The organism is Terriglobales bacterium (assembly GCA_035567895.1).
In the GTDB taxonomy this organism is placed as follows: Bacteria; Acidobacteriota; Terriglobia; order Terriglobales; family Acidobacteriaceae; genus Gp1-AA112.
This window is the reverse complement of the sequence record DATMPC010000047.1, coordinates 1-14,838: the sequence shown is the minus strand read 5'-3', so window position 1 is coordinate 14,838 and position 14,838 is coordinate 1. Positions and strand designations below refer to the sequence as shown.

Genomic DNA, 14,838 nt, shown 5'->3' with positions numbered 1-14,838 from the left:
ATTACGATTCGGCTCCACGGGGGTCCCCAGCAGACGCCGGTGTTGCGGCTGTTGGGAGGTCTGTAATGTAGCTCTTACCCGGCGCTCCGGTACGATCGCCGATTTCCATATTGGGATTCACAACGTTGGCGATATAAGTCAAGCGCGGACGCGTATTGATATCCGTCAGCGCCCCGTAGTTGCGAGGTTGCGCTTTGGTTTTGCTGACGCGGCTGTTTGGATCGTTAATGTTGCCAAAGACAATCGCTTCAGTCGGACACGCCTGCTGGCAAGCGGTAACTACTTCGCCTTCCCGAATCACGCGCGTGGCGTTCGGATCCGACTGCTGCAGGTGAGCCTCTTCCACTTCCGCCTGAATGCGGGCCGCGTTGATCCGCTGAATACAGAACGTGCATTTCTCCATGACGCCACGGCTGCGGACCGTCACATCAGGATTGCGCAATGGCTTCAGGCTTGGCGTCTCAAAGTCGGAGAACAACAGGAAGTTGAAGCGCCGAACTTTATAAGGACAGTTGTTCAGGCAGTAGCGCGTCCCTACGCAGCGGTTGTAAACCATCATGTTGATGCCTTCGGGCGTGTGCGTCGTCGCACCCACTGGGCATACGGGCTCGCAAGGCGCGTTCTCGCAGTGCTGGCACAACATCGGCTGGAAGAAAGCCCGAGGATTGTGGAGGTCGCCGGTGAAGTACGCGTCGATCCGCAACCACTTCATGTCGCGACCGATCTTCACCTGCTCCTTGCCGACTACCGGACTGTTGTTTTCAGCCTGACATGCGATCACGCAGGCGTTGCAGCCCACGCACGAATTCATGTCGATGGCCATGCCCCACTGATATCCCTTGCTGTAATCGTAGGGGGGATACATCGTTTCCGCAGGCTTCGGATCCTCGAGGAACTGCTCGTCATGGGCGAAGTGCGGATTCTTCTTGAATTCTTCGTACGAAGCTACGCGAATCAAATCGCGCCGCAGAGCTTCTGAGCCTTGCACAGAGCGACTCTCGTACTCTTTCTTGCCATGGGCATCGATCAGAGTGAAGTTCTGGACGACGGCTAGCTTGTAGCTGTCGCCGGTCTTCTCGATCTTCTCCACCGTGCCGATCCAGGGAGTCTTGCTGCTGCGGACCGCATAAGCATTGAAACCGGAGCCGTTACCAACGCGACCGGCGAAATCGCGCCCATAGCCCAAGTGCAGCGTGATGCTGTTGTTGGGCATTCCGTACACGACCATCACCGGAGCTTCCAGCGTGCGGCCATCTACGGTGATGCGGACGATGTCTTCCTGATTGAAGCCTTTGCTCGCGGCCGTATCGAGACTCATCATCGCCGCGTTGTCCCACTCCAGACGCAGCACCGGCTTCGGACATTCCTGCAGCCAGCCGTTGTTGTTGTAGCGACCGTCGTAAATGGTTGGATCAGAACGGAACACGACCTCGATCGCGTTCTTGTCGAGCGGATTCGCTGCCGGAGCCCCTCCGCGCGGACTAAGCGTCTTCACCGGTGATGCGGTATTGGGAATGATTCCGTCATGCAGCCACTTGCGGAAATTGGAATCGAAGTCTCCGGAAGCTTTCCCATTTTGGCGCCAGTACGTCGTGAGTGCCTCGTACGGCGTCACATCCGGATTGTCGGAGAACAAAGCGACAAGTTCATGTGCGCTGCGTCCGCCATAGAGTGGCGCGATCAGCGGCTGCACCACAGAGCAGGTTCCGTCGTAAGCGCGGGCATCGCTCCAGGTCTCGAGATAGTGAGCACCATGAATATGCCACTGCGAGAAACGCGTCGTTTCGTTGCGATAGCAGCTCAGGTGAACGTTGGTCGCCACCTTGCCCATCGCGGCCTCGAAGCTCAGATCAACCGGCGCGGTGTACACAGGATTGCCTTCGAGGATCACTAGCATGTCGACCTTGCCGGCGTTCATGTCCGCGACAAGCTGCTGCAACCCCGCAGCCTGATCGGTCGGCACTAGTTCCACCGGATCCGAATAGACGACAGTCTTTCCGATATTTCCGAGCGCCTGATTGATCTGCGCCGCAAGCATGTGCAGCTCCGGCGGCTGCTGATCTCCGGCAACAACAATGGAGGCTCCAGTGTTCGCCTTTAAATCTTTCGCCAGAGCCTCTAAGAACTTCTGCTCCTCAGCGGTAAAGCCCTGCGCACCCGCTGCCGAACCACCGCCGAGCATCCCTGCCAGAGCCGCGGCAAAAGGCACGATGTCTGACGCGCGCATTGGCCAGCGATTGTCGGAGAGCGCTCCGGTTGTGGTCGAGAAACTCTCCACCACATACAAACGGTTCATCGGTGCGTCGGTGGTGAGTTTCCGGCGGCTGATGAAGTCGCGCGAGTACCGCAGGAATCCGGGAAAGTGCGCGCCGGAGAGGAAGTCGGCATCGAGCGACAGCACGACGTTCGCGGCCTCGAACTTATAAATCGGTTCGGCATACTGCCCAAACAGCGTTTGCGAAGCCGTGCGCGCCGCATCGCGATTCACCGCATCCCACTGATACCACTTCGCAGCGGGAAACTTCTTCAACACCGCCTGAATCTGCGACGCCAGAGTCGGCGAAATCACCGTCTCTGACAGGAAGCGCAATCCCGCGCCACCCGAAGCTGCAGCCTTCACCTTGTACTGATCGATCGCCGTGTGGAAGTCGCCCCAATTGCGATGTTCGCTGCGAAAGCTCGAGGCCTGCGAGCGGTCCGGATCATAGAGATCGAGGATCGAGGCTTGAGCAAAAACATCAGTCGCGCCATGCGACGCCGGATGCTGCGGGTTTCCCTCGATTTTCGTCGGTCGGAATTCATTGCTCTTCACCAGCAGCGGAATCGCACCCGTGGGGAACGGCATGGTGGTTGCGAAAAACTTCGGAATTCCCGGGATCAATTCTTCGGGTTGCTTAACGTAGGGAACGATTGGCTCGTCGGGCTGACGCGTACACGCGGTCATTCCCGCGAGCGCCATTGAAGCGCCCATCAGCTTGAGGAAGTTGCGGCGTGAAACACCATCGTTTTCATACTCAGCGGCGCCGGCCGGAAATTCGTTTTCCAGCAATTCCTCAAAGCCGGGCTCGTCGACCAACTCCTCGAGGCTCCGCCAATACTTTTTCCCGCTGGCGGTAGACAGCCGCTCGCGCACTTCCTGCAAGGTCAGCTTCGGCTTCTGGGGTGAAGCCTTGATCTGCACCAACTCGTCGGGGTGATTCTCCATGTCTCTCTTCAGCGTCTCAACTCAGTTGCGCCACGCGTACATTACCGATGGCAGGTTTCGCAGCTCTGAATCTCATTCGGCGTGCGTATGTGATATTGCGCGACCAGGTATTTGCCCATACTCATCTGGTCAACAAATTTCTGCGGATGCTGCATCTGCTGTCCGGTGGTTTGATAATAAGGACCAGTCAACGAACAATTGCCGCTTCCCTGCTCGCAATAAACCGGATTGTCTGTGCTCGGGCCCTTCCATCCTAAGTTGAAGATCGGGTCGCCGGTCGGACGAATGTTCTTCGCCGGATTGCGATGACAATCGAGACACCATTCCATCTGCAAGCTCGCGTGAGCATAGGTAAGCGGCATCTCGTCGACTGGTCCATGACACGACTTGCACCCGATCCCCTTATTGATATGAATCTCGTGATTGAAATACACGTAGTCCGGAAGGTCGTGCAGCTTAGTCCACCAGATCGGAGTGTTGTTGCGGTAGCTCGCACGCACCGGCTCGAGGATGTCGGCGTTCGTCCAGATCTCCGAATGGCAGTTCATACACGTTTTGGTAGGCGGAATGCCAGCAAAGCTGGAGTTCTCCACTGACGTGTGACAGTAACGGCAATCGAGTCCGAGACCGGCAACGTGGTGCTGATGACTAAACGGTACCGGCTGCTCGAGCCGTTCACCCTGCTTGGTGACGTAGGGAGAACGCTGCAGTTCGTTCAGAGTCAGCGCCAAGCTGGTAACGACGAGCCCCAGGATCACGAGACTCATCCGCGCAAGCCCGTTGGCACCTCGGTTAAAAACTTGTGGCATCGAAACGTGTCCTGAATCTCATGTAAGGGGCACGGTGAGGCCGCGCAAGACTGACGTCAGCCAATAGGAGTGCACCAGTTAAAACTTGCGAACAATTAGTTACGACACTCGGGAATAAAACGGACGATTATAACAGGCGAGAATTTTCTGAAAAGTGTTTCTGAAAAGTTTTTGTACGAGCATGGCGAACACGAAGGTCACGAAGGCAACTGAAGAGGTCACGAATTTGAAAATCTACTTAATGTGTGTCGACTCTCGAACATCCCTTCGCCATGTGACCTCATTTTTTCCCTTCGTGACCTTCGTGTTCGCCTTTCCTCGGTGCTCAAGAACCCGAGAACCCTGACAAAACCAACAGCTTCCTCTCCGTCATCTCTTCCATCGCATAGCGAATTCCCTCGCGTCCGAGCCCAGAATCCTTCACGCCACCGTAGGGCATCGGATCGATGCGGAGTGTCGGCACGTCGCCGACAATCAGGCCTCCGACTTCGAGCTTTTCGAATGCGCGGAAGATCAAGCCAGCGTCTCGCGTGAATAGCCCAGCCTGCAGACCGTAACGTGTCTGGTTCACCTGCTCGAGTGCGGAATCGAAGTTTTCATACGGCTCGACAGTCGCCACTGGTCCAAAGAGTTCCTCGCAGTTAACTTTCATCTGTGGAGCCGTAGCCGAGAGCAGCGTGGGCGCCAAAACAGAACCCTTTTCCTTACCGCCACAAAGCACCTTCGCTCCGCCGGTGACGGCTTCTTGGATCCATCGCTCCACTCGCTGCACATCCGAAGCTCGAATCATCGGACCTACATCAGTTTTTTCGTTTGAGGGATCCCCTATTTGTAGACGACCAGCAGCTTCCACCATCTGCGCCGTGAACTGATCGAAGACCTCCGCATGCACGAAAATGCGCTGGACGGAAATGCAACTCTGTCCAGCATACGTAAAGGCTCCCGAGACACAACGCGAAACTGCCTGCTCAAGGTCTGCGTCACTATGGACGATCACAGCGGCATTGCCGCCGAGCTCCAGCAAAACCCGCTTCTTGCCCGCATTTCGCTTGAGCTGCCAGCCCACAGCAGCGCTGCCGGTAAAACTGAGCAGCTTTATGCGCTCGTCGGCCACCAGTAGTGCCGCGTCTTCATTAGTCAACGGCAGAACACTTAGTGCGGACGGCGGCCATCCTGCTTCGAGAATCAGCTTCGCGAGAAGCAACGAGCAGAATGGAGTCTGCGGGGCTGGTTTGAGCACGACCGGACATCCGACAGCGATAGCCGGAGCCAGTTTGTGCGCGACCAAGTTCAATGGAAAATTGAATGGCGTGATTGCCGCGATCGCTCCTACAGGAAATCGCCGCACAATTCCCCAGCGTTCTTCGGCAGCGGGAATGAAGTCCAGCGGCAGGTACTCTCCGTAGATTCTGACCGACTCTTCGGCAGCGGTCGTGAACGTCAGAACTGCCCGCTCGACCTCCGCCCGCCCGGCCTTCACTGGCTTGCCCGCTTCGAGCGCCATCAACCGCACGAAAGTGTCCGCGTGCGCTCCGATCGCCTCTGCAGTCTTGAGCAGAATTTCCTTACGCTTGAATGAAGGAATCTCCCGTAGCTCCGAACAGGCTTGGGAAGCAGCAGCGATCGCTCGTTCCAGTTCGTTACGACCAGCAAGCCAGGTTACGCCGATCTCCTTGCCGTCATAAGGTGAGTGAATGCTGACGCGCTCGCCATCGGCGAGCCACTCTCCGGCCAGGAGAAATCCAGATTGAATAGGAAGGTCAGGTCCGAAGTTCGCCATCGTCTATCTAAGTAGCTAGGCAAATGTTACCTGCGATAATCGAAGCCGCGCCACCGACCAGACATGCTGCACCTCGCCATCGAAGCCGTGCTCGCACTCCTGACTCTGTGCGGGATTGCTTTCTATCTGATCGCTCTGTGGAGCGCTCGCGACTTCCGGCGGGAAAGCAGCCCGCCCCTCGCTTCGAAATTTCTTCCCGCAGTTTCCATTTTGAAACCTCTGAAGGGCGCTGACAGTCAAACCTATGCTGCTCTTCGCAGCCATTGCGAACAGCAATATGCGACCTACGAGATTCTTTTCGGCGTCAACGATTCCAATGATGAGGCGGTTCCACTAGTCCGCAAGCTCATAGCGGAATTCCCGAATCGAGAAATCAGCCTCATAGTTTGTGGGGAAGTATTTGGCTCGAATCGCAAAGTCAGCAATCTAATCCATCTCCTGCATCAGGCGAAATACCAGTACGTCGTCGTGAACGATGGCGACATCAAGGTTTCGCCAGGGTATCTGCAAGCAGTAATGTCGGACTTTCACGATCCGCAAGTGGGAATGGTCACCTGCCTGTACAAGGGTAATCCAGCCAAAACGCTCGGCTCCAGGCTCGAGACTCTCGGCATCGCGACTGACTTCGCTCCTGGAGTTCTGACGGCGCGCCTTCTCGACCGCGGGCTCACGTTCGGCCTTGGCTCAACATTGGCAATGAGCCGCACAGCGCTGGAAAAAATCGGGGGCTTCCATGCCGTAGTCGACTGCCTGGCCGATGACTATGAATTAGGTAAACGCATCGCCGATGGCGGCTTCAAAGTCGCTCTCTCACACGAAATAGTCGAGACGTCCGTCCCGGCCTACTCCTTCCAGCAATTCTGGGAGCATCAACTCCGCTGGGCGCGGACCATGCGCGTGTCCCGTTCCTCCGGATACCGCGGATTGGCATTAACCTACGGCCTGCCCTGGGCAATTCTTCTCGCTGTGGTCGCCCCCGGCAGTTGGTGGGCCTGGACGCTATTGGCAACGGCCCTGCTTACGCGTTGTGCAGTTGCCCTAAGCGTCGGTGTTAGAACACTGCGTGATCAGCATGTGCTTCCGAACCTGTGGCTGTTGCCTCTGCGTGACTTGCTGGCATTGGCAATTTGGTTTGCCAGTTATGCAGGGAATACCGTGGTTTGGAGAGGAGAGAAATTCCGGTTGGAGCGAGGTCGTATGTATCCGATTTCACACGCGCCTGAATCCGGAATCGCGAAATCCGAGCAGCACGTAGATACCCAGACTCAGCGATAGCGCTCCGGCGGGAGTATGACGACTCGGTGCGAATTTCCGCTACACGCCCAGGCAAAGCAGGCGATCCAGCCGATAACCGACCAGCCGAGCAAGAGGTTCACCAAAAAGATGACTCCCGCGCTGTGGTGTCGGCGGTGATGAGCAACGATCGCCGGCGCAAAGTAGAGCACGACCGCACAGAAGAATGCGATCAATCTAAACATCACACATCTCCTGCCAACATGTTACGCAACAAATCTCATGTTTGTTCCCTAGCCTCTATTCTTGCCATGGTAGAGACGCAGCATGCTGCGTCTGCGCCATGCAACCAACAAATGCCACACTCGCAATCTGATATGTTCACCTGATGTCCGATTCGACTCTGGTCGCCCAACCAGAACCGGCGACCGCTGCAACTATCGGCCTTCGCCTTCCGCTGATCGTTGGCATCGTCAGCTGCGCCAGCCTCCTTCTTGAGCTCGCGCTCACTCGACTTTTTTCAGTTGTCCTCTTCTACCACTTTGCATTCCTCGCGATTTCAGTTGCGCTACTCGGACTCGGAGCAGGCGGAGTCTTCGCGCATCTCTTCCGTGCAAGACTTTCGCGGTGGACCGTCGAGCAACTGGGTCAGACCTTGCTGATTGCAAACTCGGTAATCATGCTCGTTGTCCTCGAAGTTGTGCTGCACTCCGCCGTCTCGTTGAACCTGGAGCTGCGCAACTTCGAGAAGCTAACCGTCATTTACCTCGTCGCCGCAGTTCCCTTCTTTATTACCGGTTTGCTTTTTTCTGTAGTTTTTGCGCGCGAAACTGCGCAGATCGCTCGTCTCTACGGATTCGACCTCATCGGCGGCGCGCTTGCCTGCCTGATGCTCGTACCGATTCTCAACGTTCTCGGGGCACCTAACGCCGTACTCTGCGCGGCTATCCTCATGGCGGTTGCTGCGGTTCTCTGTGCCAGCACTCAGCGGCAGAAAACAGTCGCGGCAGTAATTGCACTCGCGTATGTCGCACTCATCGCCGCCAACCACAGCGGAAAACTGATTGACATTATTTATGCCAAGGGACTGCGCCGTGATGCCTCCTGGGTACAGTTCGCCCGCTGGAATGCGCTGTCACGGGTGGAGGTAGACCAAGTAGGTCTCGCAAAGTACATAGTCATCGACGCCGACGCCTCGACGGCGATGATGAACGTGGATCCCGCGCTTTGGGATCGCGACGTGCCGGTTGGTTCCGATCCGGGAACGTGGAAGCAGTCTTCACCGTTCAACTGGAAGTCCAACCTCATGGATGCGGCTCCGTCGCTTGCAAACGTGCTGCGTCCGCGCGGCGACTTCGCCATCATCGGCCCCGGCGGTGGAGTCGACGTGCTGCGCGCCGTTGCCAATGGCAGCAGAAACGTCACCGGCATCGAGATCAATCCGCTGATCGCGAACACGATCATGCGCGAACGATACGCGGATTACGCGTATCACCTGTACGAGCGGCCAGAGATTCACATTCACGTCGGGGATGGCCGCTCGTACCTGCGCAGTAGTCACGATCAATATGACATTGTGCAGATGACGCTAGTAGACACTTGGGCGTCAACCGCAGCCGGAGCATACGCGCTGAGCGAGAACAACCTGTACACGGTGGAGGCATTTCGCGAGTACTTCGATCACCTGCGTCCGGACGGAATAATCGCGATCACGCGCTGGGAATTCCGCCAGCCGCGTGAAGCCCTGCGCGTTGTGTCGCAAGCAACAGAGGCATTGCACCAACTCGGCATTGCGAATCCGCGAGAGAACTTCATCATCGCCTCCGACGGTCCGCTCGATCAGGACGGACGCCCAGTGATCGTGATGGCAAAGAAATCAGCGTTCACCACAGAGGAGGTGAATGCAGTTCGAGCGCACCTCACTTTGCATCCGAAGCTTGTAAGCCTGTATCTCCCCGGCAATGACAATGCGGAAAATGCCTTTACCCGGCTCATTGGCTCGAACGATCCGCGCGGATTCGCCGCGAGCTACCAATACAACGTAGCTCCCGTCTTTGACTCCTCTCCGTTCTTTTTCTTCACTCTGAAGACGGCGAACGCGATAGCCGACTTGCGCGGCACACGCGGAGGCATGGATTGGCGCGTGAATCTGGGCATCGTGATTTTAGGAATGGTGTTTCTTATTTCGATCGTCGCGGTTCTCGCCTTCCTAGTGATTCCACTCGCGTATGAACCGCAAGCATCACACCCGAGGGTTCTGCCCCTCAGTTACTTCATCGCCGTAGGACTCGGCTACATTCTGGTGGAGATCACCCTCATTCAGCGCTTCGTCCTCTTCCTGGGACATCCGACGTATGCGCTCACGGTGGTCATCTTTCTTATGTTACTGGCAAGCGGCGCCGGAAGCTTAACCGCACGACGGCTGACGGCAGGCACGCGCGCACTCAAACCCGTCCTGCTAATCATTGTTATTGCTGTAGTGGCCTACCTGGGATTGCTGCCTGTCATCCTGAGATTGCTCGTTGGACTGAACTTCGCGGTGAAGCTGCTCGTGAGCGGAGCACTGATCGTGCCGCTAGGCTTCGTGATGGGCATGCCCTTTCCGACGGGACTGCGCCTACTCGACGAGTCCGCAATTGGAACTAATGGACTCACCGAATGGGCGTGGGCAATGAATGCTTCCGCCAGCGTTCTGGGATCGGTGCTGGCGATGGTGATCGCCTTGCACTTTGGGCTGAACGTAACCTTCTTTTGCGGAGCGCTGGCGTATGCGTTGGCGGGAGTACTGTCCCCAGTATTAGCCCTGCGCAGCTTATGATCGCGTAGCACAGACGCGTTCGCGTGCTTTCAGTGCATCGTCCACAGCCGAGGGCGGCTGTGCCACAGTTTCTTAGAGACGCAGCCTACTGCGTCTCTACGGCTTCCAACTGCAAGACTGTCGGCGCAAGTACCCGGATCCAGAAGAATCCGTGTAATCCGTGCAGTTTCCGTGAGATCCGTCTCATGTTTTTTAGGTCGGTCCCCCAAATCTCCCCTAACCCCTTCCTCTCAAAGCTGGTCTAATCCTGCGAATGGAGCTTACCGACCGGGCGGCCGTTGATGAGGTGCTCGCCGGCAAACACGAGTCTTTTCGTGTGCTGGTCGATCGTCACGGACGCAAGGTTTTCGGCTTGGCATATCGCATGACCAGCAATGAACATGACGCGGACGAAGTGGTGCAGGAGACCTTCCTGCGCTGTTACAAGCGGCTCGACAGCTTCGAGGCCCGCTCCACGTTCTCGACCTGGCTCTATCGCATCGCCTCCAACTGCGCGCTCGACCTGCTCGCCAAGCGGAAGCAGGACAAGGCTCACATTGTCGAGAGCGACGCCCGCGATGACGATCCAAATCCCGAAGATCGGACACTTGACTATGCCAGCCCGCAGCCCGGTCCAGAACGCATGCTGCTCAGCTCCGAGCTACGAGAGCGCGTCGCGGGTGCCATGAAGCGCCTGACGGATGTTGAACGCACTGCATTCGTGCTTCGCCATTTCGAAGGCCGTTCGATTACCGAGATCGGCGCCGTTCTGAAAGTTCGTGAGGAAGCAGTGAAGAACACGATTTTTCGTGCAGTCAAAAAGATGCGCACCGAACTTGAACCGCTCATGACCACGGGACCGATGCGGGGAGGCGTACGATGACTCACCCCGACGAACAGGATCTGGTTCTCTACTTTTACGGCGACGCTCCAAAAGCCTCTTCGATCGAAAGCCATCTCGCGGAGTGCAAAGAGTGCGCCGCCGAGTTCGCTCAACTTAGGGCGACTCTTTCAGCCATCGATTATCCCGTGCCTGAGCGTGCGGCAGACTATGCAGCTCAGCTCTGGAGCACCCTGCGGCCACGCCTCGAACAGAGCGAGGCGCCAAGACGCTCAGCATGGGCTGCGGTTCTTCAACCGCGTCGCTGGGCGATTGCCGGGGCATTTGCCGCGGTCATCGTGTTGGCGTTCCTAGCTGGTCGAATTTCAGGACCGAAGCAGCCCAGCCCGACTCAGGTTGTCAGCAAGCAGACGCCCTCAGGCAGGGACCGCGTCCTCATGGTCGCCGTGGGCGACCACCTCGACCGCACCGAGATGATTCTCGTGGAGTTGGCCAACACTCGACCTGAAAGCAAGGTTGACATCTCCGCGGAACGCGATTTCGCTCAGGAGCTGGTCAATGAGAATCGGCTCTACCGCCAAACCGCCCAGCGCGACAAAGATCCCGAGATCGCCAATGTCCTCGATCAGGTAGAGCGAGTTCTGATTGACATCGCGCACCATCCCGATTCCGTTTCGGGAAAAGAGCTGGAAGAGCTTCAGCAACGGATCGAAGCGCAAGGCGTGCTGTTCAAGGTGCGGGTGATCGAGTCAAAGGTGAAGGCCCGTAGCCGGGCGGAATCAGCACCGCAGAAGAGCCTTGGCGATTCGAGGTTGTAGGCATGGAATTACGGAAATCCATTTTGAGAGCTGTCATCCTGAGGCCGGTTGTTGGCCGAAGGATCTCCCGCAATATTTCCGGCTTAGTTGCTGCGTCCCGGCTCTTACACGAGGATTCTGGAGGAAGTGCCAGGACGCAATATTCAAGTCCGAAACATCCCGGGAGATCCTTCGGCCAACAACAGGGCTCAGGATGACAGATGTTTACCTATGTTTCATGAATTCAAATTGAACGGCTTCAACAGTTCGCACATACATCAAGCACGACAAGGCAATTGAGGAAATGAAAACAACAACGTCTTTTATAACTTTCATTCTGATTCTTATTACTGCGCTGGGCGTGACCGCCGCAGCGCAAACCGACGATTTTCCTACCGGAGCGATCTCCAGCTTTCAGCCGCAGAAGAGTGGAGATCGCGCGACTGACGACGCCCTTGCCGCGGCCAAAGACGCAATTTACCAGGAGCAGTGGCAGAAGGCGCTTGATCTTTATTCACAGGTAATAAAGGCGGGCCGCGCCCGAGTGGACGAAGCCCTCTATTGGCAAGCCGTAGCTCAAGACAAACTTGGACAGGATCCGCAAGCTCTCAAAACCATTGGCCAGATCAAACGAGAGTATCCACGCAGCCAATGGATCAAGGATGCTGGAGCGCTTGAGCAGGAGATTCTACAGAAGCAGGGAAAGACGCCGACACCCGATCGGGAGTCCGACTGCGACTTAAAGCTACTCGCGGTCAACAGCCTCATGAACACCGATCCTGATAAGGCCGTACCGATCATTGAGAAATTGCTGAACAGCACCAATTCAGGACAGTGCGAAGGCAAGATTCTTGATAAAGCACTTTTCGTGCTTTCCCAGAGTGACAGTCCTCGAGCTCGGGAACTCATGCTGCAAATCGCCACCGGCAAGCTCCATCCCGAGCTGCAGAAGAAGGCGATTCATTATCTCGGCATCAGTGGGAACCATGACACGCTGATGAAGATTTATCAGGGAAGCAGCAATGTTGAAGCCAAGAAGTCGGCTCTTCACAGCCTGGGTATCTCAGGCGGCTGCAGCGAACTGCTAACTCTTTCCTCGGGCGAGAAGGACACGTCGCTCGTCAAAGAGGCGATTCACTCCATGGGAATCGCTGGCTGCAAGAGCGAGGTGCGCGATCTTTACAACAAAACCACTGATCCCGGAGTGAAGCGCGATCTTCTGCATTCAACTATCGTCTCTGGCGATACCGAACTGCAACAGAAAGTCGCGATGAGCGATCCCGATCCAAAAATGCGAGCCGAGGCGCTCAAGGATCTCGGTGTTTCCGGAGGGTGCACTCAGCTTTCGGGCTTCTCCGCAAATGAGAAGGATCCAGAAGTGGTCCATGCTGCGATTAAGGCCATGGGAGTTGGCGGCTGTCAGCAACAGCTCCGTGATCTCTATAGCAAGGCCACTACTCCCGATATGAAACGAGAGGTCCTGCACTCCACCATCGTCTCCGGTGACACCGAGTTGCAGGAGAAGGTTGCTCTTACCGATACGGATCCCAAGTTGAGGATGGAAGCGATCAAAGACCTCGGCATCTCCGGTGGCAGCAGCGAGACGCTGACAAAGATTTACCAGAACGATCAGAACCCCGACGTGCGCAGCGCGGTGATCAACGCGCTGTTCATCAAGGGAGACGCACATTCCCTGGTGGAACTGGCGCGCAAAGAGACCAATCCGGAACTGAAGCGGGAGCTGGTCCAGAAGATGTCGGTGATGGGCAATCGCGAGGCCACCGATTATCTGATGGAGATTCTGAACAAGTAACCAGAGGCACTAGGCAGTTTTCGAAACATGGCACCTACGTTAGTTCAATTCCATGAGCGCGCTTCGCCCTAGAGACTGTCATCCCTCACTCCGCAGCGAAGCTGTTTATGGCGCCGAGAATCTTAACGCGGAGTGGGGGATCTGCTGTCTCTCGGTGCGCACAAAACAGCAGATCCCCCGCGCAAACAGCGCGCGAGGGATGACAGTTTTAAAAAGGAATTCCGTAGCCGGTAACACTCAAACGAATCCAGCAGCCAACGAGAAGACACCATGCAAAGACTATTCGCTATAGCCATTCTGATTAGTTCGTGCTTCGGCAGCGCGCAGGTCGCGCGGCTCGAGGGCCCACAGACTCAGCCTCCGCAGATTCGCAATGCGAAGCTTGAGACCGTGTCCACTTCTGCGAATCTGCAGGAGCAAATCTCCGGCTTCGCCGCCCGCCAGAGCGGCATCGGCTGGATCGGTTATGCGGTTCCCGCAGTCAGCGGGAATCGCACGATCTGCTGCTTCGATGGCGGCTGGCAGACGAACGGCTGCTGCGGCACATGCCGTCTGGAGTCGGAGCACAACACTTTTTCGGGATCACGCGATGATTGCAACGACGTCGAGACCAAGAGCATTACCGTGCTCTATCGAGTGGAAGACAAGAAGATCGGCAGCATTCGTCTGTTCAGCGAAAACTGCGCGATCGATGCCGGCGGAGTTCCGGTGACGATCGTGACTGGAGCCGATCCCAAGCAGAGCATCGCATATTTAAGCACGTTCGTGACGAAAGACGGGGATGCTCACTTGGGTAGACGCGCACTCGACGCAATTGCCCAGCATGCCGATGCCTCTGCCGATGCGGCCCTGGATCGGTTCTCCGCAGCCGATTATCCGGAGAAGATTCGCGAGCACGCCGCGTTCTGGCTCGGAGTCGCGCGCGGCGCACATGGATACGCCACGCTGAAGAAGCTAATCGAATCCGATCCCGACGATCACTTTCGCGACAAACTTACGTTTCCCCTGAGTCAAAGCAAGGAACCAGGAGCGGAAGAAGAGTTGATTCATGTTGCCAAGCAGGATTCAAGTTCACGCGTGCGTGGACAAGCGTTGTTTTGGCTGGCGCAGAAGGCGGGGAAGAGGGTCGCCGGCGTAATCAACGATTCCATCGAAAACGATCCCGACACCGACGTGAAGAAGAAGGCAGTGTTCGCGCTATCGCAATTGCCGGACCACGAAGGCGTGCTGAAGTTGATCGAGGTGGCGCGAAACAACAGAAACCCTGTAGTAAGAAAGCAGGCGGTATTTTGGTTGGGTCAATCGAACGATCCCAGAGCCCTAGACTTCATCACAAGCGTTCTGACGCACTAAAGCGGCCTAGCATGGGCCACCGACATGGTAGAAACGCAGCGTGCTACAGGGCTGTCCAAATTAGCTTGGGGAAGGGCACCGGCTTCAGCCGTGCCGTTTGAAGTTTCGGATTGATCAGGCTTTAGCCGCTGCGGTTGTGTTTCTCGATGGAGTTAGCTATTTAGGTTTCGGGCAACCGATTTAAGATTTTCGGTCACGAAGCGGAGTCCA

The 14,838-nt window shown here is 56.5% G+C and carries 10 protein-coding genes; 6 read left to right on the top strand and 4 right to left on the bottom strand.

Features of this window, described 5'->3' with window-relative positions:
• Window position 1: 1 nt before the first annotated feature.
• From VNX88_09900 to VNX88_09890, 3 genes are all read right to left on the bottom strand, one after another.
• On the bottom strand, window positions 2-3,205 hold the full coding sequence (locus VNX88_09900) for a TAT-variant-translocated molybdopterin oxidoreductase (GenBank protein HWY68968.1): 3,204 nt from the start codon (window positions 3,203-3,205) through the stop codon (window positions 2-4).
• Between the two features lie 41 nt (window positions 3,206-3,246).
• Complete coding sequence (locus tag VNX88_09895) at window positions 3,247-4,014, bottom strand: cytochrome c3 family protein (protein HWY68967.1); 768 nt, start codon at window positions 4,012-4,014, stop codon at window positions 3,247-3,249.
• A 325-nt stretch (window positions 4,015-4,339) separates the two neighbouring features.
• Complete coding sequence (locus VNX88_09890; GenBank protein ID HWY68966.1) at window positions 4,340-5,794, bottom strand: aldehyde dehydrogenase family protein; 1,455 nt, start codon at window positions 5,792-5,794, stop codon at window positions 4,340-4,342.
• 63 nt (window positions 5,795-5,857) lie between these two features.
• Here VNX88_09890 and hpnI point away from each other — a divergent pair, with 63 nt between their 5' ends.
• Entirely contained in the window at window positions 5,858-7,069 is a 1,212-nt protein-coding gene (gene hpnI, locus VNX88_09885) for a bacteriohopanetetrol glucosamine biosynthesis glycosyltransferase HpnI (GenBank protein ID HWY68965.1), read from the top strand.
• On the opposite strand, the gene VNX88_09880 is transcribed toward hpnI, so the two are convergent.
• Window positions 7,060-7,272 carry a superinfection immunity protein gene (locus tag VNX88_09880; GenBank protein HWY68964.1) on the bottom strand — a complete coding sequence of 71 codons (213 nt, stop codon included), beginning with the start codon at window positions 7,270-7,272 and terminating at the stop codon, window positions 7,060-7,062. The two genes, hpnI and VNX88_09880, sit on opposite strands and share 10 nt — an antisense overlap.
• A 143-nt stretch (window positions 7,273-7,415) precedes the next feature.
• Between VNX88_09880 and VNX88_09875 the strand changes: the two genes are divergently transcribed.
• The 5 genes from VNX88_09875 (at window position 7,416) to VNX88_09855 (ending at window position 14,628) form a co-directional block, all read left to right on the top strand.
• Window positions 7,416-9,845 carry a hypothetical protein gene (locus VNX88_09875; protein HWY68963.1) on the top strand — a complete coding sequence of 810 codons (2,430 nt, stop codon included), beginning with the start codon at window positions 7,416-7,418 and terminating at the stop codon, window positions 9,843-9,845.
• Window positions 9,846-10,098: 253 nt separating this feature from the next.
• Window positions 10,099-10,707 carry a sigma-70 family RNA polymerase sigma factor gene (locus tag VNX88_09870; GenBank protein ID HWY68962.1) on the top strand — a complete coding sequence of 203 codons (609 nt, stop codon included), beginning with the start codon at window positions 10,099-10,101 and terminating at the stop codon, window positions 10,705-10,707.
• Complete coding sequence (locus tag VNX88_09865) at window positions 10,704-11,483, top strand: hypothetical protein (protein HWY68961.1); 780 nt, start codon at window positions 10,704-10,706, stop codon at window positions 11,481-11,483. The genes VNX88_09870 and VNX88_09865 overlap by 4 nt, the downstream gene beginning before the upstream one ends.
• Window positions 11,484-11,766: 283 nt before the next feature.
• Entirely contained in the window at window positions 11,767-13,275 is a 1,509-nt protein-coding gene (locus VNX88_09860; GenBank protein HWY68960.1) for a tetratricopeptide repeat protein, read from the top strand.
• 270 nt (window positions 13,276-13,545) lie between these two features.
• Entirely contained in the window at window positions 13,546-14,628 is a 1,083-nt protein-coding gene (locus tag VNX88_09855; GenBank protein HWY68959.1) for a HEAT repeat domain-containing protein, read from the top strand.
• Window positions 14,629-14,838: the final 210 nt, after the last annotated feature.